General features: G+C 67.7%; 14 protein-coding genes and 1 pseudogene. 5 read left to right on the top strand and 10 right to left on the bottom strand.

Going from position 1 to position 19,173, the window contains the following annotated elements:
* Positions 1–179 precede the first annotated feature (179 nt).
* A complete protein-coding gene (locus tag E6J58_00460) occupies positions 180–362 on the bottom strand; it encodes a hypothetical protein (protein TMB44076.1) in 183 nt (60 codons plus the stop codon).
* A gap of 237 nt (positions 363–599) precedes the next feature.
* On the opposite strand from E6J58_00460, the gene E6J58_00465 reads away from it, so the two are divergent.
* Complete coding sequence (locus E6J58_00465; protein ID TMB44077.1) at positions 600–1,220, top strand: hypothetical protein; 621 nt, start codon at positions 600–602, stop codon at positions 1,218–1,220.
* Between the two features lie 86 nt (positions 1,221–1,306).
* The gene (locus E6J58_00470) at positions 1,307–3,310 is read left to right on the top strand and encodes an acetoacetate--CoA ligase (GenBank protein TMB44078.1); all 2,004 of its coding nucleotides are present in this window, start codon (positions 1,307–1,309) and stop codon (positions 3,308–3,310) included.
* 15 nt (positions 3,311–3,325) lie between these two features.
* Here E6J58_00470 and E6J58_00475 read toward each other — a convergent pair whose 3' ends face one another.
* Together E6J58_00475 and E6J58_00480 are read right to left on the bottom strand one after the other, a co-directional pair.
* Positions 3,326–5,800, bottom strand: a complete 2,475-nt coding sequence (locus E6J58_00475) for a hypothetical protein (protein ID TMB44079.1) — start codon at positions 5,798–5,800, stop codon at positions 3,326–3,328.
* Positions 5,801–5,934: 134 nt separating this feature from the next.
* Positions 5,935–7,377, bottom strand: a complete 1,443-nt coding sequence (locus tag E6J58_00480) for an amidase (GenBank protein TMB44080.1) — start codon at positions 7,375–7,377, stop codon at positions 5,935–5,937.
* Positions 7,378–7,385: 8 nt separating this feature from the next.
* Between E6J58_00480 and E6J58_00485 the strand changes: the two genes are divergently transcribed.
* Complete coding sequence (locus E6J58_00485; GenBank protein ID TMB44081.1) at positions 7,386–9,464, top strand: M13 family metallopeptidase; 2,079 nt, start codon at positions 7,386–7,388, stop codon at positions 9,462–9,464.
* Positions 9,465–9,475: 11 nt separating this feature from the next.
* Complete coding sequence (locus tag E6J58_00490; protein ID TMB44082.1) at positions 9,476–10,429, top strand: putative sulfate exporter family transporter; 954 nt, start codon at positions 9,476–9,478, stop codon at positions 10,427–10,429.
* 16 nt (positions 10,430–10,445) lie between these two features.
* Here the strand turns inward: E6J58_00490 and E6J58_00495 are convergent, their stop codons facing one another.
* The 6 genes and pseudogenes from E6J58_00495 to E6J58_00520 form a co-directional block, all read right to left on the bottom strand.
* The gene (locus tag E6J58_00495) at positions 10,446–11,216 is read right to left on the bottom strand and encodes an SDR family oxidoreductase (GenBank protein ID TMB44089.1); all 771 of its coding nucleotides are present in this window, start codon (positions 11,214–11,216) and stop codon (positions 10,446–10,448) included.
* Positions 11,217–11,224: 8 nt separating this feature from the next.
* Entirely contained in the window at positions 11,225–11,578 is a 354-nt protein-coding gene (locus E6J58_00500) for a PaaI family thioesterase (GenBank protein TMB44083.1), read from the bottom strand.
* Positions 11,579–11,666: 88 nt separating this feature from the next.
* Positions 11,667–12,707 (bottom strand): annotated as a pseudogene (locus E6J58_00505) (phosphotransferase family protein).
* Between the two features lie 48 nt (positions 12,708–12,755).
* The gene (locus E6J58_00510; protein TMB44084.1) at positions 12,756–13,628 is read right to left on the bottom strand and encodes an amidohydrolase; all 873 of its coding nucleotides are present in this window, start codon (positions 13,626–13,628) and stop codon (positions 12,756–12,758) included.
* Between the two features lie 9 nt (positions 13,629–13,637).
* Positions 13,638–15,437, bottom strand: coding sequence for an acyl-CoA dehydrogenase (locus tag E6J58_00515; protein ID TMB44085.1), 1,800 nt, complete (start codon positions 15,435–15,437; stop codon positions 13,638–13,640).
* 33 nt (positions 15,438–15,470) lie between these two features.
* Positions 15,471–16,859: a hypothetical protein gene (locus tag E6J58_00520; GenBank protein ID TMB44086.1), complete on the bottom strand. Its 1,389-nt coding sequence runs from the start codon at positions 16,857–16,859 to the stop codon at positions 15,471–15,473.
* Between the two features lie 181 nt (positions 16,860–17,040).
* On the opposite strand from E6J58_00520, the gene E6J58_00525 reads away from it, so the two are divergent.
* Positions 17,041–17,910 carry an SDR family oxidoreductase gene (locus tag E6J58_00525; GenBank protein TMB44087.1) on the top strand — a complete coding sequence of 290 codons (870 nt, stop codon included), beginning with the start codon at positions 17,041–17,043 and terminating at the stop codon, positions 17,908–17,910.
* 3 nt (positions 17,911–17,913) lie between these two features.
* Here E6J58_00525 and E6J58_00530 read toward each other — a convergent pair.
* A partial coding sequence (locus tag E6J58_00530; protein TMB44088.1) for an acetolactate synthase large subunit occupies positions 17,914–19,173 on the bottom strand: 1,260 nt, incomplete at its 5' end.

The raw sequence follows: 19,173 nt of genomic DNA on the forward strand, positions 1-19,173 counted from the left end.
CGCTGAAGCAGGCCGACATCGGAGTCGCCATGGGGAAGACCGGAACAGAGGTGAGCCGAGGCGGCGAGCATCTCGCTTCTCCTCGATGCCCACGTACGGGCCTCATGGACGAGGCTACCTGCCTGCGGGTTGAGGCGACCGCGATAGGCAGGGGCAAATCGATCATTATCGACGATGTCTTAGCCCTCCAAGGAAGCAGTCAGGTCGATTCGTAGAACGGTGCGGTCACTTTGGGATCCGGGGCGCAAGAGCCGCGCGACGGCGTAGAGGTCCGAGCCACCCGCGAGGAGGAGCGTCGCCGTCGTGTGCCGCGTGTCGTGCAAGCGCAGCTTCTTCGGGATCGGCTTCGCCCACAGGAGCATCGCCCCTGTGCTGGCCCAGGAGGTCGACGAAGTCCGAGAAGCGGAGCAGCGCGAAGCGCTCCGCCTTGACGCCCTGCGCGGCGGGGCTGGCAGACCCCCGCCGCGGTTAATAGGGTTGGAAACTGTCTGGGGAGGAGGGGAGGAAGGCGACAGAACCGTCCTTTCGCCCCGGTCGGCATCGCGGCTGCCCGCGCCGACACAGCGCAGGCGCGAGGGTCGCAGGACAGGGAGGCAGCCATGAAGAGAGGTGTCACGGCCCCCAAGGCGCTGCTGTTCGGCCTGGTGCTGTACGCACCGAGCGCCAGCGCCATCCAATCCGATAACCCCAATCCGTCAATGGACTTCATGGTAGGCGCGGGCGAGTTTGGGGCCGCTATCACCGGTGAACGCTTCAGCGTCGGTGCGATCGCCGGTCCGCTTGGCGAGGACCCGCGCGGCCACCTCCGCGTCACTTTTCCGGACCCCACCTTCGACGTCGACACGCCGGTCGAGTGCCTCGTAGTCGTGGACAACCTGGCAGCCGCGGGCAGCGAGGTGCTGGAGAACGCCGGCGGGGCGGTCCAGCGGCTGGTCCTGCTGGTTGAGGACAACGGCAAGGCGGGCGACCCGCTTCCTGACAGGGCTTTGCCAGTTCGTCTGAGCATCACTGTGGAGAACCCGCCGGCGCAGGCCTTCTGCACGGCGGCGCTTGGCCTCATCGCCGGTGCTGAGCCGATCGACCATGGCAACGTGACCGTGCATGACGGCCAGCCCACGAGTGCGGATGTCCTGGGCGCCGCGCCCCTGCCCAAACTCGGCGCCGGGACCTGGCGGGTGGAGCTGCCGGACGGCACAGTCACGACGGTTGAGGTGCCGTGAAGGAGCGCCAAGCCGCAGGCCGCAGGTTCGACTCCTGCGAGGCGCGCCATCCGACACTGCGCTAGCATCCCCCGCAGGAGGCGAAGTTGACCGACGCTGCGCCGGAGCGTCTGTGGGCGCCGTCACCCGCACGGATCGAGTCCGCCGGAATCACCCGCTACCGGCGCTGGCTCGAGCGGGAGCGAGGCCTGCGCTTCGATGGCTACGACGCGCTCTGGCGCTGGTCGGTAGGGGAGTTGGAGGCGTTCTGGGCGTCGGTCTGGGACTTCTGCCGGGTGATCTCGCATCGCCCTTACCAGCGCGTGCTCGAGCGCCGCGTGATGCCCGGCGCGCGCTGGTTCGAAGGCGCGACGGTAAGCTACGCGGAACAGTCGCTCTGGCGCGCGCTCCGTCCGGAATGGATGTCGCGCACGGCTCTCGTCTTCGAGTCCGAGTCGCGGCCGCGGCTCGAGCTGTCGTGGGGCACCCTCGGCGCACAGGTCGGGGCGCTGGCCGCGACGCTCACGCGTCTCGGCGTCCGGTCTGGTGATCGCGTAGCCGCCTACCTGCCGAACGTCCCCGAGTCCGTCGTCGCCATGCTCGCGAGCGCGAGCCTGGGCGCGGTCTGGTCCAGCGCGGCGCCCGACATGGGTCCTCCCGGCGTAGTCGACCGCTTCCGCCAGATCGAACCGAAGGTGCTCTTCGCAGTGGATGGGTACCGCTATGGCGGGAAGGCGTTCGACCGCCGAGAGACGGTGCGCGAGATCGTTCGGGAGCTGCCATCCGTCGAGGCGGTCGTGATGGTGCCGCACCTCGATCCCGGGGCCTCCATCGACGTGCCCGGAACGCCGCGCGCCATCGCGTTCATCGAGGCGATCGCCACGCCAGCGCCGCTGGCATTCACGCCCGTTCCGTTCTCGCACCCGCTCTGGGTCGTCTATTCGTCCGGCACGACCGGGATGCCGAAGGCCATCGTGCACGGACACGGCGGCGCGATCCTCGAGAACCTCAAGGCCGCCGCTTTGCAATTCGACGTTGGCGAGGGCGACCGGTTCCTCTGGTTCTCCTCGACGAACTGGATCATGTGGAACCTGTGGGTGGCGATGCTCGCCTCGGGCTGCACCATCCTGCAGCTCGACGGCCACCCCGGTTGGCCGGAGCCGGGGGCATTGTTCCGCTTCGCCGCCCGCAACGGCGCGACCTTCCTCGGAACCAGCCCCGCGTACCTGTCGGCTTGCATCAAGGCGGGGATCTCGCCGCGGAAGGACCACGACCTTTCCGGATTGCGCGGCGTCGGATCGACCGGCTCGCCGCTTCCCTCGGAGGCCTGCCGCTGGGTGTACGAGCACGTGCACCCGGACGTGCTGCTCGCCTCCATCTCCGGCGGGACGGAAGCGGGCGCGGCCTTTCTCACGTCGTGTCCGGTCCTGCCGGTGTATGCGGGTGAAATGCAGTGCCGCGGGTTGGGCGTCGCAGTGCGGGCGCTAGACGAGGAGGCGCGCGAGGTGATGGACCAGGTCGGCGAGCTCGTGATCGCCGAGCCGATGCCGTCGATGCCCCTTCACTTCTGGGGAGACCCCGACGGCAAGCGCTATCGCGAAAGCTACTTCGAGACCTGGCCCGGCCTCTGGCGACACGGCGATTGGCTGCGGCTGATTCCGCGCCCCGAATCGGTCACCGCGATCATCTACGGTCGCTCCGATTCGACCATCAACCGCCACGGCATTCGCATGGGAACGAGCGAGATCTACCGCGTCGTGGAGGAATTCCCCGAAGTGGCGGACTCGCTGGTCGTCGACCTCGAGTACCTCGGCCGGGAATCATTCCTGCCCCTGTTCGTGGTCCTGCGCGAGAGCGGCGCGGGCGTGCCGGCGGATCTGCGCCGGAGGCTGTTCGACGCCATCCGCACGAAAATCTCTCCCCGCCACGTGCCCGACGAGGTGTTCGCCATTCCGGAGGTGCCGCGGACGCTCTCAGGCAAGAAGATGGAAGTGCCTGTCAGGAAGATCCTTCTCGGGCACCCGATCGAGCGGTCCGCGAACCCCGACGCCATGGCGAATCCGGCATCGTTGGACTGGTTCGTCGCATTCGCGCGCGAGCGACGTTTGTGAAACCGCGATAAGGCTTCAGTGATCGCGCGACACCACCGACACCGGCTCAGGCGGCAGTGGCAGTCCGCCCGGACCCGCCGTGAAGGTCAGCGGCGAGACCGGATCCTGCTGCCCGACACCCGGCCTGCTCCAGTCGCAGACGCCGCCGGGGAAGGCCACGTCCATGCGCGCGAGTTGAGCGGTGTTCAATGTCGCCGGCAGGTAGTCGGCGGTGTCGAGCGGCTTGAGCTGGCACTTCAGGATGTTTTCGGTCAACCGCCCGCCGGCGACCTGACGCGGCGACGCCCGCTTCGCCAGCCGGCCGAGGCCGTCGGCCTGGGGCGTATCGGCATCGCAGACCGCCATGTCGAAGACTTTGGTCGAGAATGTCGTATCGGCGAACAGGTAGCAGAAGTCGACCGCGTTCGCCGGCTTCGCTGCGATCACCTGCTCCTGCGTGCGCACCGAATTCAGCGTCTCCTTCGGCGCGCCTTCGTTCAGGTTGTCCAGCCAGGTGTTCATCGTCAGCAGCGACGGCAACGTCACCGCGGCAACTTGCGCCGCAGTGCCGGGCAAAAGCCCGGTCCCGTAGCGCCACATCACCTGGTTGCCGTGGTTGCCGCCGTTGGCTGCGTCGATGCGGGCCCGCTCCGAGAAGCTGCGCCAGATATAGTGGATGCCCTGCTCGTCCCAGCCGCGCGAATCGATGATGGGCAGCTTGCCCAGGTTCTTGCCGCTCGAGACGATGCCCGCCCTGTAGGCGATGTCGAGCGCCGCGCGGTCGGCGGTGCTGCGGGCTGCCCTGCGGTTCGAATCGGCATCGACGCCGCCGATCTTCTCGTTGAGTGTGACGAACTCCTCAGCAGTGATCGCACCCAAGACCAACGCCTTCAGACCGTACTGGATGCCGACGTTGTCGCCCGTCTGACGCGCGCGCGTGCTGTTGGGAGGAATTCCGCCTGTGGTGCCCCAGACTGCGGTGGCGAGGTCCGGATCGCCGCACCGCGTCCCGTTCGGATTGGTCACCGGATCGTAGACGAGCCCAGCGGGCAGCAGGCAGTTGTTTCGCGGCTGCTCGCCCGGAATGACTCCCATCGCGCCCGTCGTCTGGTCGAGGACCAGCGTTCGCACGTAGTTGCCCGGTTTGTTGTTGAACCCGAATGCGTTGTTCCAAGACTGGCAACCCCGCTGGTCGAGGTGACCGTTGATCGCCGCTTTCTTCGCATTGACCTGCGCCTGCATCTTGCCTGCCATCAGCGCCGTCCAGTCCGAGCCGGCGTAGAAGTTCACCAGCAGCACGCAATCGATGACCTCGAGGCCGGTGGTGATCGAATCCGGGTAGTCGCAGCTTGGCTGGATGCCGTCGAGCAGGCCCGGGAAGGTGGAAGCTACCGTGTTCTGCTGGATGGAGCCGCCCGAGCAGCCATTGCCGAGCGTGTACTTGATCTCGCCGTATGTATCGACGATGTGCTCCTTCATCATCATCAGCGTTTCGTTCACCAGGATGCGGTTCGAGTTGTAGAACGAATCGGTGAGGCTGTTGTCGACGACCATGAAGCCCCGCGACAGCGCCGAGTCGTCGGCCCAGTTCTGCTCGGTGCGGAATTGAAGGCGCGGCTGGCCTGTCGAAGCGCCGAAGCTGTAGACGACCTTGCCGTTCCACTGCGCCTGCGGCGCGAGCGCCGACCACGGCTTGGCCGGGTCGAACAGCACCGCGATGTCGTAGATGCCCCGGTTCAGCGTTCCGCGCTCGACGCGCACGATGTACGGGACCGTGAGGCCATGCGTCGTCGTGGTCGTTGCGAGATCCGTGGGCGTGGTGCCGACCGTATACGGCTTGAAGCATGCGTTCGCCGGTGGCGCGGCCGGGGGGCTCGGATCCGGCAGCGCGGCCGAGCAAGGCGAGGTCGTGGTTCGGTAGAACAGCTTGTACTCCGTCGCGATGTTGCATTGCGCGTCGACGGCAAACGTCGTCAGGCCGCTCGCGTTCGACGCTGGCGTATTGCCCGAGGCGGGCACGGCAGTGGGCGTCGCGCAGATCCATGGCGTCGTCTGCGAGCCGAGCAGGACCGGTCCGCCGATCGGATGGTTGGTGATGGTCAGCGAGGCACGCGGCCGCCCGAGGCCGCGGCCGTTGGAGTCGGCGAGGAATTCGTTCCCTCGTGGCACCATGCCGGTCAGCACGCCGCGCATGACACGCTCGGACGCATCGGTGCGAAACGTGCTCGTGACGTCCCGACCGTTGAGGAACAGCGTCACCTGGTGAAGCGGCACCGTTTTCGGCACCCGCACCTCGACCAGCGCATCGCCGCCGCTGATCAGGTCGGCGCGATTCGACAACGTCCTGACCTCGAAGTTGAACGGCGGCAACTGGGACTGGGATTCGCTCAGCCCCTGGGCCTGCGACGCTTCTGTCGGTGCCGGAGCGCCTTCACCACAGCCTGCGACGGCGACGACCGCGAGCACTGCGGCTACGACGAGACCGGACCTGACGGTCAGAATGCGACGCATGTTCATGTTGCCCCCGGATGGGCTCGTGGGGACCGAGCCTTGTCGGGCGTCCTTTACTCTGTTGGCGGGCCATGACGCCAGCACCACCGCACCGAGTCGGATGACGCGGCGCATCCCGCGACTGCATCCGCGAGCTACGAATCCGACCCCCACGCCGGGAAGGCCATGAGATCGCTGAGCTGCCGGGCCGCGGCGAAAATCGTGTCCTCGGCCCCCGGAAGTGCGACCAGTTGCACCGCGAGGGGAAGGTGCTCCGCCGAAAGCGCGACCGGCACGGACGCGGCCGGGAAAGCAGTCAGGTTCCACACCGCCGTCTGGATCCACCTGGCGGTTCCCAGGGTGGTGCGGATCCACCCCGCGGTCCAGCGGTGATGCCGCACGGGTGGCGACGCCAGGACCGGCGTCATCAGCAAGTCGTGGTCGCCGAACCATTCCCGCATGCGGCCGCCGAGCGGCTCGCGCGCGACGGGTGCGGCGAGCCGCAGCCGGCGGAGCAGCCTGCCCGCGCGGACCATGCGGCGCGTCCGCGGTTCGACGCGCGAGAGGTCGAGTCCTTCGGCATCCTCGGCAATGCCCGGCAGCCACCGCCGCATGAAGCGGAGGCCCCCGTCCAACGGATACGGGGGATCCGCCTCGACGACCGTTTGACCTGCCTCGCGGAGCCGCCGGGCGACTTCCTCGACCACCGTGGCGACCTCCGGGTCGATGCGGCTGCCGGGTACGATCGGACGGAGCGATACCGCGATTCGCAACGCCGGCGCCGGATCCCGTGCGGAACGCGCCGGGCGACCGGCGAGGACGTCCATCATCAGCACGGCATCGTCAACCGTGCGGGCAAGAGGCCCGAAAGCAGAGAGGCCCAGCCAGTGGCTCTCCGATCCACCCGCGAGCGGTACCAGGCCCGGCGCCGGTTTGAAGCCGAAGACTCCGCAGCATGCTGCAGGGATCCGGATCGAGCCGCCACCGTCGGACCCGAGCGCCAGCGCGGCCATGCGCGTCGCGACCGCGACCGCGCTGCCGCCACTCGATCCGCCCGCGGTGTGATCCGGCGACCACGGGTTGCGCGTCACTCCGAACGCCGCGGATTCCGTGAAGGGCCAGATGGCGAGCTCCGGCATCCGCGTCTTGCCGAGCACGACGCTTCCCGCGGCACGCAGGCGCCGCACCAGCTCGTCATCCGCCGCAGCGGGCCGATCGGGCGTGGCCGCCGAGCCGTGCCGCGTCGGCAACCCTTTGACGTCGACGTTGTCCTTCACTGCGACGGGCACGCCGGCCAGCGGTCCGTCTCGCCGCGACGCATCCGTGTCGACGGCGCGCGCGTCGGCGAGAACGCGCTCGCGATCAACCACCTGGAAGGCACCGAACGCGCCGTCCAGCCGCTCGATCCTCGCAAGGTGCGCGAGAGCGACCTGCTCGGCGCTCACCTTGCGGCGCCGCACCAGCTCGGAAATCGCCAGTGCAGTGCCCGACGTCAACTGCTCGTCGCTCGCCGTGATCACGCCGCCACCACGTGAACCATAAACCACTTCGATGGCGACGCTCGACCTGATTGCGCTGCAATCGAGCCGTGGCAGGATGCGCGCCCATGCACCGAAGACTTGCCGTGCTCGCTACCGTTCTCGGCTGTGCATCCGCGCCCTCGAAGCCAACGGGCCCCGCGGCGGCCGACCGGAGTTCCGCTTCCTCGCCGGATCACGGGCTGGACGTGAAGGGAATGGATCCGGCCGTGAAGCCCGGCGACAACTTCTTCCGCTTCGCCAACGGGCGCTGGCTCCAGTCCACCGAGATCCCGCCGGACCGCAGCAGCTGGAGCAACGGCGCGATGCTCACCGAGCTGACCGCGAAGCGGACGTCCGATCTGATCCAGGAGGCCGCCAAAGCGGCTGCGTCCGGAGAAGCAAAGAAGATCGGCGACACCTATGCCAGCTTCATGGACGAGGAGGGGATCGAGGCGAAGGGCCTCGCTCCGCTCCGGCCCAGGCTCGACGAGATCGCCCGGATCTCCGACAAGAAGCAGCTCGCACACCATCTCGGGACCACGCTGCGGGCCGACGTGGACGTCCTGAACAGCACCTCCCTCTATACGGACAACGTGTTCGGGCTCTGGGTGGCGCAAGACCTCGACGATCCCGCACACTACTCGCCGTTCCTGCTGCAGGGCGGCCTGGGCATGCCCGACCGCGATTACTATCTGAGCGCCTCGTCCAAGATGGCGGAGGTGCGCGCGAAGTACCTGTCGTACGTCACCAACTTGCTCCAGCTCGCCGAAGTGCGCGATCCACAAGGCGCGGCGCACCGCATCGTCGATATGGAGGGGCGCATCGCCGAAGTTCACTGGACGGTGGCGCAGACGGAAAGCGCAAAGGCCGGAAACAACCACTGGAAGCGAAGCGACTTCACGACCAAGGCGCCGGGTCTGGACTGGGATGTGTTTTTCTCGGGCGCGGCTCCCGAGCTGGCGCGGCGCCAGGAATTCGTCGCCTGGCAGCCCAGCGCAATCAGCGGCATCGCCGCGATCGTTCGCGACCAGCCCCTGACCACCTGGAAGGAATACCTGACGTTCCATGCGCTCATGCACGTCGCCGGTTTCCTCCCGCGCGCGTTCGTGGACGCGAACTTCGACTTCCGCGGCAAGACCCTCACAGGCGCGCTCAAGCTGCGCGACCGCTGGAAGCGCGCGGTCACAGTGACCGATGCGTCGATGGGGGAGGCCGTGGGGAAGCTCTACGTCGAGCGCTACTTTCCGCCTTCGGAAAAGGCGCGGGTCCAGGACATGGTCCGCAACGAGATCGCCGCCTTCGCCCGCCGCATCGACGCGCTCGACTGGATGTCACCGCAGACCAAGGAAAAGGCGAAGGCGAAGCTGTCGGTGCTGAAGGTGGGCGTCGGGTATCCGGACAAGTGGCGCGACTATTCGGGGCTCGAGGTGGTGCGCGGCGACGCGCTGGGCAACTGGCAGCGTGCCGAGCTCTTCGATTACCGCTACGCGCTCGAGAAGCTGGGCAAGCCCGTCGATCGCTCCGAATGGGTGATGGACGCCCATCTGGTCAACGCAGTGAACCTCCCGGCGATGAACGCGTTGAACTTCCCCGCGGCCATCCTGCAGCCGCCTTACTTCGACCCGCAGAGACCAGCGGTGATGGATTACGGGTCCATCGGAGCGATCATCGGACACGAAATCAGCCACAGTTTCGACAGCGAAGGGGCGCTCTTCGACGCGACTGGCAGGATGCAGAACTGGTGGACGGACCAGGATTACGCCCATTTCCGGGCATCGGCCGAGCAGCTCGTGAAGCAGTATGACGCCTACCGTCCCCTCCCCGACATCCACGTCAATGGCGAGCAGACCCTGAGCGAGAACATCGCCGACCTCGCCGGACTGGCTGCAGCGTACGATGCGTACCGGATCTCGCTCGGTGGCAAGGACGCGCCGCCCTGGGAAGGATTCAGCGGCGACCAGCAGTTTTTCCTCAGCTTCGGACAGACCTGGCGCAACAAGATTCGCGAGCCGGCGCTGCGCCAGCAGGTGGTCACCGACGGGCACGCGCCCGCCGAGTACCGCGCCGATACGGTCCGCAACCTGGATGCGTGGTACGCCGCCTTCCACCCGAACGCCGGAGAGGCGCTCTACCTGGCGCCGCCGGAGCGCGTGCGCATCTGGTGAGAGGGGCTCCGATGCGACGTTTCCCCGCGCCAGGCGCGTTCGCCGTCCCCGCCGGCATGGCGATCTGCGCCTTCCCGTTCGTCTCCACCGGCGCGGGACTTCTGCTTGGCCTCGTGCTCGCGCTCGCCTTCGGCAATCCGTGGCTCGACCGCACTCGTAGAGTGACCGGCAAGCTGCTCGCGCTCTCCGTCGTCGGCCTCGGCGCGGGGATGGACCTGCGGATCGTCGCGCGCGTCGGCGCGCACGGCATCCTGTACACCGTCGCAGGCATCGCCACCGCGCTGGCGCTCGGGGCGATCCTCGCCCGTCTGTTCGGCGTCGGCCGCAATGTCGGAATGCTCATCTCGGTGGGCACGGCCATCTGCGGCGGCAGCGCGATCGCTGCGGTGGTGCCGGTGCTCCGGCCCAAGGAACACGAGACGTCGGTCGCGCTGGGGACGGTCTTCCTGCTCAACGCCTTCGCCCTGTTCCTCTTCCCCGCCATCGGCCACGTCGTCGGGTTGCGCGACGCGCAGTTCGGCCTTTGGAGCGCCCTCGCCATCCACGACACCAGCTCCGTGGTCGGCGCTGCCGTCTCCTGGGGTGGAACGGCCGTCGAAATCGCCACCACCGTCAAGCTTGCCCGTGCTCTCTGGATCGTGCCGCTCACGCTCGCCATCGCTGCCTGGCACCGCAGCGTCAGCGGCGAGGACACCAAGGCGAAGCCGGGCAGGCCGTGGTTCATTGCTGGATTCGTCGCGGTGGCTGCGCTGGTCACCTACATTCCCTCGCTCCAACGGGCGGGCCACGTCACCGCCGCGGTCGCGAGACAGTCGCTCGTGGTCACCCTCTTCCTCATCGGGGCAAGCCTCACACGCAGCTCCGTCCGGGCGGTCGGCACGCGGCCACTCCTGCTCGGGGTCGCGCTCTGGATCGCGGTTGCGTCGCTGAGCCTCGGCGCGATCGCCGCGGGCGCGATCGCTTGAATCGCTCGCAAGCGCCTTAGAGCGACGCTCCTCCATCCACGGCGATGTACTGCCCGGTGACGTGGCGCGAGGCTTCGGAGGCAAAGAACGCGGCGATGCCCTTGAGATCCTCCTCGCCACCCAGACGGCCCAGCGGCGTGTGAGCGATCACGTCGTCGCCGATCACCTCCAGAAGCCCGCGCGACATCTTGGACGGGAAGAACCCGGGGCAGATGGCGTTGACGTTGATCTCGTACTTCCCCCACTCGGCCGCAAGCGCGCGCGTGAAGTGGAGCACGGCTGCCTTGCTGGTGGTGTAGGCGATGGTCGTCATCCCGCTGGCGTGCGCGCGCAGGCCGGCGACCGAGGACATGTTGATGATCTTTCCCTTGCGGCGCGGAATCATGCAGCGGCGACCGACCTCCTGGCTGAGGAAGAACATCGCGTTCACGTTCAGGTTCATCACCTTGTGCCACGCCTCTTGCGGATGCTCCTCCGCGGGCGCGCCCCAGGTGGTGCCGGCGTTGTTGACGAGGATGTCGACCGTGCCGTAGCGGGCCACGACTTTCTCCACCATGCCCGGAATGGTGTCGAACTTCGACAGGTCACCGGCGATCGTCAGCGTCTCGATGCCTTGCTCCGAGAGCCGCGCGGCGGCTTCGTCCAATTCCCCCTGCTTGCGGGCGGTGATGGCCACCTTCGCGCCCAGTTCCCCGAGCGCCTCCGCGATCTGCAACCCCAGGCCGCGGGAACCGCCGGTGATCAATGCCGTCTTGCCGGAGAGATCGAACAGGTCCTTGACGTTCATGTGCAGCCTCACTTCTCAGCCACCGCGGCAAAGATACCGCTGGCGCGCAGGATACGCCTCTCCCCGATCCAGAGATGGCAGTTCGCGAAGGCGAGACGCTTTCCCATCTTCTGCACGTCGACGCGCGCCTCCACCCAGTCTCCGGCGCGCGCAACGTCGGCGAAGTCGGCGGTGAGGTTCACGGTTGCCATCGGGTGTGGCGGCGTGCGCGACATCGCGATGACGATCCCCAGCGCGCTGTCCGCCAGCGTGACCAGCATGCCGCCGTGCGCGACGCCGCGGGTGTTGAGATGCCTCTCGTCGATGCGCAGCCCGATGACGACGCCGTTGCCTTCGTCCTTGGCGTAGAGCGGCCCGAGCATGGACAGAAAACGGCTGCTGCCGCGCTGGAGCGCCTTGAACCCCTGGGGAATGTCCTCCGCTTCGCTCACCGCTGCTCCCCGCCATCACCCGCACCCAATGGATGAGGCTGGCGAAGCGCGGGTCGCGCGTCTGCCCGTCGACGTACCGCTTGTAGATCTGTTGCACGATCACGGCGATCTTGAAGAGCGCGAACACGTAATAGAACAGGATGGACCCCACCGCGCGGCCGCTCCTCTCCGCGTACCGCTCGACGATCTGCAGGCGCGAAAGGCTGCCCGGCAGATACGTGGGGCCATAGGACCGCGTCCGCAACTCCTGCGGGTCGTCGGGGTCGCCCCAGTAGCCGATGAAGGTGCCCAGATCCATGAGCGGGTCTCCGACGGTCGCCATCTCCCAATCGAGCACCGCCACGATCCGCGTCAGGTCGTTCGGGTCGAGAATCACGTTGTCGTACTTGTAATCGTTGTGGATGACGGCCGTGCCGCTCTCCGCGGGCATGTTGCGGCCCAGCCACGCCGCCGCCGTTTCGACGCCGCGGATCTCGTCCGTCCTCGCGTTGGAGTACCGCTCCGTCCAACCTTTCACCTGCCGCGCCACATACCCCTGCGGCCGTCCGATGGTCGAGAGCGGCGGATGCGTCACATCGACGGCGTGCAGGTCGGCGAGGTTATCGACCAGCGCCGTGGACGTCTTTCGCAACAGCTCCGGCGTGAAGGCGATCCCGTCGGGCGGCTTTTCGGCACGCAGGATCACGCCGCGGACGCGCTCCATCAGGTAGAACTTTGCCCCGATGAGCGACTCGTCGTCGCAGAAGGCGATCGGCTTCGGCGCCCTCCCGTAGACCCCTTTCAGCGCAGAGAGGATGTCGTACTCGCGCTTCATGTCGTGCGCGCTCTTCACCTTGACGCCGAATGGCGGCCGCCGCAGCACCAGCTCACGCTCCCCCACGCGCAGCAGATAGGTGAGGTTCGAGTGCCCCTTGGGAAACTGGAGCACGGAGACCGGCCCCGTGGCCTCCGGCAGCGTGCGCCGGAGAAACGGCTCGATCCGCGCCGGATCGATCCGCTCCTCCTCGCGCACTTCCGCCGGCTCGTCGAGCCGGACGTCAGTGGCGCGAGACTCGCTCACCGCCCGGTCCGATCCGATTCCGAGAAGTCCATCTCTGCCTCCTGCCCGCTACACGGCCACGAGCGAGTTGAAGTTTCCGCCGAGTACGCGATCGAGATCCTGCGCCGCAAGGCCCGCCTGCGAGATCTGGCGAAGGATCGCGCCGTGATCGTAGCCGCCGTCCCGGCCTGGATAGCCGTACGGCCCGTCACTTCCGTACAGGCAACGTGACGCGCCCAGCGCCCGAAGCGCGCGATGGCGCAGCGCCTTGTCGAGATACGGACTGGAGAGATCGACGAAGACGTTCTCGCGCCGGATGGCGTCGTCCCAGAGCGTGCCGTACCAGGGAATTCCCGCATGCGCATAGACGAGCTTCAGGCGCGGGAACCGCTTCGGCAGGCGGCGGAAGTCGCCCCGCCCGGCGCCCGCTCCCAGATGGACCAGCATCGGCTTGTCGCGCTCCTGGCAGAGTGCCGCGACGTCGTCGAGCGCCGCGACCGGATAGCGATGCCAGAAGGGATGCGCCTTGACGCCGATCCAGCCCGGATTCCGGAACCGGCGCTCCGCCTCCTCCACAGGCGGCTTCGCGCTTGGGTTGAGAAAGATCCAGCCGACGAACTTGTGTGGATGCGCCGAAAACGCCCGCTCCACCGCGTCATTATCGGGCTCTGGGTAGATGGGCGCACTGGGACTGAGGAAGGAGACCCGGCCGGACCGGTGCACCGTGCTGCGATACAGGATCCGCCCGAGCCGCGGCGCGCCGCCTTCGAGCGCGCGGCGCATGAACCTGACGAATGCAGCGCCCGCTCTGCCGACCTGCAGCGGATCGCAGGGCGCGGCGATTAGCGCCACCCGACCGATGGCATGCACCTGCATCTGCGCCAGCAGCTGCTCGACGCTCTCCAGGCGCGGATCGAGATGATAATGCGCGTCCGCGATCATCGCGGCGATTCACAGCCAGGCTGGCTGCGCCTCCAGGCAGGTGGAATCGAGAGAATCGAGCAGCGCGATCTGTGGTCCGATCCGCGGCAGCTCCCAGCGGAAGAAGTAGCGGCAGGCGGCGAGCTTGCCTTGGTAGAAGTCCGAGTCCGGCCCGCGGGGGCCGGCGAGCGCGCGCGTCGCGGCCAGCGCCTGACGCAGCCACATCCACGCGACCAGCACGTGGCCCAGCGCCTCGAGGTAGACGCTGGCGTTCGCGAGCCCGCGCTCCACGTCGCGCGCCGCCGCTTCACCGAGACGCCGCGTAGTCGCGATCAGCCGCTCCATGGCCTGCGCCAATTCTGCGCCGAATCCGCGCAGCGTCTCCTCGGGTCCGGCGGCCTCGACGTCCGGCCGCATCGCACGCGCGAGGAGCTCCAACGCCTTTCCCCCACCGCCCAGCGCTTTGCGCCCGAGCAGGTCGAGCGCCTGGATGCCGTTCGTCCCTTCGTGGATCGGGTTCAGCCGGTTGTCGCGGTAGAACTGCTCGACCGGGTACTCACGCGTGTATCCGTATCCGCCGTAGACCTGGATGGCGAGGTCGCTCGCCTGCAGGCAGTACTGGGAAGGCCACGCCTTCACCACCGGCGTGAGCAGCGAGAGCAGGAGCTCCGCGTCGCGGCGTGCATCCGGCGATGCGGCGGTGTCGAGCTCGTCGTCGAGCCTCGCCGCGTACAGGCAGAGCGCGAGCCCGCCTTCCACATACGACTTGGCGGCGAGGAGCATGCGGCGCACGTCGGCGTGCTGAACGATGGGCACCTGCGGCGAACGCGGGTCCTTCGCGGAGAGAGGCCTGCCTTGGGGGCGCTCCCGCGCGTAGTCGAGCGCGTGCAGATAGCTCGTATACCCGATCATCACTGCTCCGAGACCGACGCCGATGCGCGCCCCGTTCATCATGTGGAACATGTACGTGAGGCCCTGGTTCGGCTGTCCCACGAGCTCGCCCCGGCACTCTCCCTTCTCGCCGAAGCTGAGCTGCGTCGAGACCGTGCCGCGGTATCCCATCTTGTGGAAGAGGCCCGCAAGCGTCACGTCGTTGGGCGGACCGAGGCTGCCATCGTCGTTGACGCGATACTTGGGGACGATGAAGAGCGAGATCCCCTTCACGCCGGGAGGCGACCCGGGAATCTTCGCCAGCACGAGGTGGACGATGTTCTCCGCCAGATCGTGATCGCCCGCGGAGATGAAGATCTTCGTCCCGCGCAGCGAGTACGTGCCGTCGGGATTCGGAGTTGCGGTGGTCAGGATGTCGGCGAGCGACGATCCCGCGTGCGGCTCGGTCAGCGCCATGGTCCCGAAGAAGCGGCCGGAGAGCAGGTGCTTGAGATAGCGCTCCTTCTGTTCCGGCGAGGCGAACGCGGCAAGGAGCGCAGCGTTGCCGATGGTCAGCGAAACGTACGCGGTGGTGCCGACGTTGGCGGCGGCGAAGATCGCCTGGCAGGCGCGCCCGACGGTCGCCGGGAGCTGCATGCCGCCGTTCTCGAAATCCTCGGTGGCGCTGAGGAACCCCGCCGCGATGTACGCCTCGAGCGCCTCCTTCACCTCGGGAATCAGGTGGACGCCCTGCCCGTCGAAGGTGGGCTCATGCTCGTCGGCCTTGCGGTTGTGCGGGGCGAACTTCTCCTCCGCGATGGCCAGCGCCGTATCGATCGCGGCGAGCATCGTCTCGCGCGAGTGCTGCGCGAAGCGCGGCCGCTCGCGGAGCGAATCCATGTCGAGCACTTCGAAGAGCTGGAACTCGAGATCGCGCCGGTTGACGATTCGGGAACGCATGGCGCGATCTCGGGCCGGTCGTTTCGTCCTTGCTCAGTAGAGAAACGTCTGCATCTGGAACGTGAGATTGTTGGTGCCGCCCTGCGCCGTGGCAGGCGCATCCGGGAACTGGACCCGCTCGTACTGGAGGGCGAAGTTGAAGAGGTTGGCAGGCGCGACGTAGTACTTCAAGCCGCCCGCAACCCAGATCTGGTTGTTGGCCCCTTGCACCGCGGTCGAATACATGTTGCTGATCTTCCGCATCTCGAACTTGCCGAAGATGGAGAACTGCAGGTTCTTGTTGTAGTACGCGCCCTCGGCAAGGTAGTTCCACTGCTTGAGGACGTTGGAATAGGTCCCGGTGAAGTTGGTAGCGCTCGGAGTTCCCCTCACCCCGCCGTCATAGAAGCCAACCTGCAGGAGGCCGACGAGCTCGTCGCCGCCCCTGGGATTTGCACCCGCGAGCGGAAAGTTGATGAAGGCGGCGGCGCTGAGGCCGTAGTACGGGTTCTTGGAGGACCCTGGCGCCGGTGGGTCCTGGTTGCGCAGGATCTGGTAGTCGAAGTTGCCCATCACGCCGAGAACCTTCTTGCTGCCGAAGTAGTGGCCGCCGTTCACGTACCCCGTTTCCGTGTCCCAGAGATTGAACGACAGCATGCTCACGAAGCGGGGTGGGTTGTGGCCGGCGGTGGCGGTCGGAGCGGCCGCGGGCCCCTTGGAAGCGGCGCGGCTGCCCTGGAAGACTCCCACGCGGTATTCGAGATGATTCGCCAGGAAGAAGCCATTTGCCTGGAAGCCGAGGTCGCGAAGGACGTTGGAGTTGCCCTGCAGGACCGGCGTGTTGTCGATGTTGGCGTTGTCGATGCTCAGGTAGGTCGTCGTCGGCTGCGTCCCGTTGCGGGACAAGGGCATCAGGATGCTCCCGCCGCTCAGCCAGAAGGCGTCGGCGAACCTGACCTGGCCATACGCGTCGAGGATCGAGGGCGCCGCAAAGCTCTTGACGCCTGTAGTGGGGTCGGCCCTGCCGAGGTTCGATGCCTCGAACAGGACGTTGAAGTACACGTCCTTGACCACCGATCCGGTCGTGAAGAAACGGCAGCGGCGGCAGTAGAAGTCGAAGGCGTATCCGCCGTCCCCTCCTCCCGGTTGAAGGATCCGGTCCTGCGCTTCCCTGGCCCAGGCCTGGAACTGGGCGCCAAAGCGGAACCAGGTGTTCTCTCCGAGCTTGACCTCCCGCGACGGACCGAGCGAGACGAAGGCCGGAACGGGTGACGGGCTCGGTGGCTTGGCCGGAGCCGTTTCGGGCGCCTGCGGCTTCTCCGTCTGCGGCCCGGTCGGCGTGCCGGTCTGGCCCGTCTGCGCCCACGCAGCGGCTGTGGCCGACATGGCGATGACCGACGCAAACCAGCGTGTCCTCGTCCTGTATTTCGAGACGCTTCCCATGAACTCCTCCTCTGCTGTTGGATTGCGGCGGAAGATCCCCCTCCCGGGGATGCGGCGGCCGACATGTTTCTCCACATCGCCCTGCGTTCGCAACCGGTCCCCGAAAGCGGTTCCGCAGAGCGAAACGGCTCGGTCGCCTGCTTCTGCCTGGCGTGCTAAGCGAACGCGCGAGGAGACGACCATGAAGGATCTGGCCGGCAAGGTCGCCGTCGTCACGGGCGCGGGCAGCGGATTCGGACGTGAGTTCGCGCGCATCGCGGCGGGCAAGCGGATGAACCTGGTGTTGGCGGACGTGCAGGATGACGCGCTCCACGCGGTGGTCGGCGAGGTCCGCGCAGGCGGAGTAGAGGCGTTGGGGGTTCACACCGACGTGGCGAGGGCAGAGGACGTGCAGGAGCTCGCTGATCGTGCGACCGCGAAGTTCGGGGCCGTGCACCTGCTCTTCAACAATGCCGGCGTGGCCGGCGGTGGCGGATACGTCTGGGAGACGAGCCTCAAGGACTGGCAGTGGCTCCTCGGCGTCAATCTGATGGGCGTCGTGAACGGCATCCGCAGCTTCATCCCCCTGATGCTGCGAGAGGACTGCGAGTGCCACGTCGTGAATACGGCATCGGCCGCCGGGTTGGTGTCAGCGCCGCTCATGTCCGTCTACAACGTCAGCAAGCACGCCGTGGTGACCCTGAGCGAGACGCTGTTCCACGACCTGCGGCTCGCCAGCGCGAAGGTGGGCGTCTCGGTGCTCTGCCCTGCCTTCGTGCCCACCAACATCCGCAGCTCGGAGCGCAACCGTCCTCCCGAGCTGGCGGACGACGCGCCACCGAGGCCCTCGCAGATCGCGGCCCGCGAGCGCTCGGAAAAGGCGGTCGTCTCGGGCCGGCTGAGCGCCGCCGAGGTCGCGCGCATGACCTTCGAGGCGGTCCGCGAGAACCGCTTCTACGTGATCACCCATCCGAAGATGCTCGCGTCCGTCGAGCTGCGGATGCAGGACGTCCTCGCCGGGAGGAACCCGAGCGACCCGTACACCTTCAAACCCGCCGTCAAACCCCGCTGATGTTTACACCGCGACTTCGATGAGATGCGGACCGGGCTCGGCGAGGGCGACGGACAACGCGCGATGCAGCGAGCCGACGGAGTCGGCGCGCGAGGCTTCGACACCCATGCCGCGGGCGAGTTGGACCCAGTCGAGCTGAGGGCGCGACAGGTCCGTGAGCGAGAGCGCCTTTTCCCCGGACTCCACGCCGGCGCGGGCCGACTCGACCTGCAGGATGCGATAGGCCCGGTTCGCGCAGATCAGCGTCACCACGTGCAGGTGCTCGCGCGCCTGCGTCCACAGCGCCTGCAGCGTGTACATGGCGCCGCCGTCCCCCTGGAAATTGATCACCGTCCGGTCCGGGCAGGCGATGGCGGCGCCGGTCGCACAGCACGGGCCCATGCCGATCGAGCCTCCGGTCAGCGTGAGCAGGCTGTGGCGCGGCGAGGCGGCCGCGGCCTCGAAGTAGCCGAGCCCCGTGGTGGCCGACTCGTCGACGACGATCGCGCCTTCCGGCTGGAGAGCGGCCAGCGCAGTCCCAACCGATTGCGCGGTCCACTCGTCGTCGGGCTGCTGCTGCTTCTGCGCGACCGCGGGCGCCGGGGCAGGGGCGTCGATGGCGTCGGCCAGCGCCTCGAGCGCGGCCTCGACGTCCTCCTCCGGCGCAGCGAGTGTCAGGACCTCGCATCCCTCGGGCTTCAGCCGGCTGGGCATGCGGGGATACCCGAAGAACGCGACCGGCTCCGTCGTCGCCGCAAGCACCAGCTTCCGCAGGCCTTCGAGGAACGAGATCACCCATTCGGGAAAATAGGGAAGCCGGTCGACGCGAGGCAGTCCCGCGCCGCGCTCGAACCGCGCCGGAAATGTTTCCGAGAACAGGCGGCATCCGGTCGCTTGCGCGACGCGCCCTGCCGCGAGCTGCCCGCGAGCACTCAATGCGCGGCCGCCGAGATAGAGGCCGGCGTTACTCTCGCGGCGCAGCGCCGCAGCGACACGTTCGATGCGATCGGCGGCGGGCCGTGGTGCCGGCGCAGGCAAAATCGGGCGCGCGGGTCCTGGCACCTCGCCAGCCTGGCAGTCCGCGGGAAGGATCAGCGTGGCAACGCCCCCCGGCGCTTCCCATGCCGCGGCGATCGCTTCCGCCGCATCCTGCGCGAGCGACGCCGCCTCCCGCGACTCGCGCACCCACCGCGACACCGGCTTGGCGAGGGAAACGATGTCCGAGGTGAGGGGCGCATCGGCGTCGCGGTGCCAGGTGGCCTGATCGCCGACCAGGTTGACCAC

Source organism: Deltaproteobacteria bacterium (assembly GCA_005879535.1).
Lineage (GTDB): Bacteria > Myxococcota > Myxococcia > Myxococcales > 40CM-4-68-19 > 40CM-4-68-19.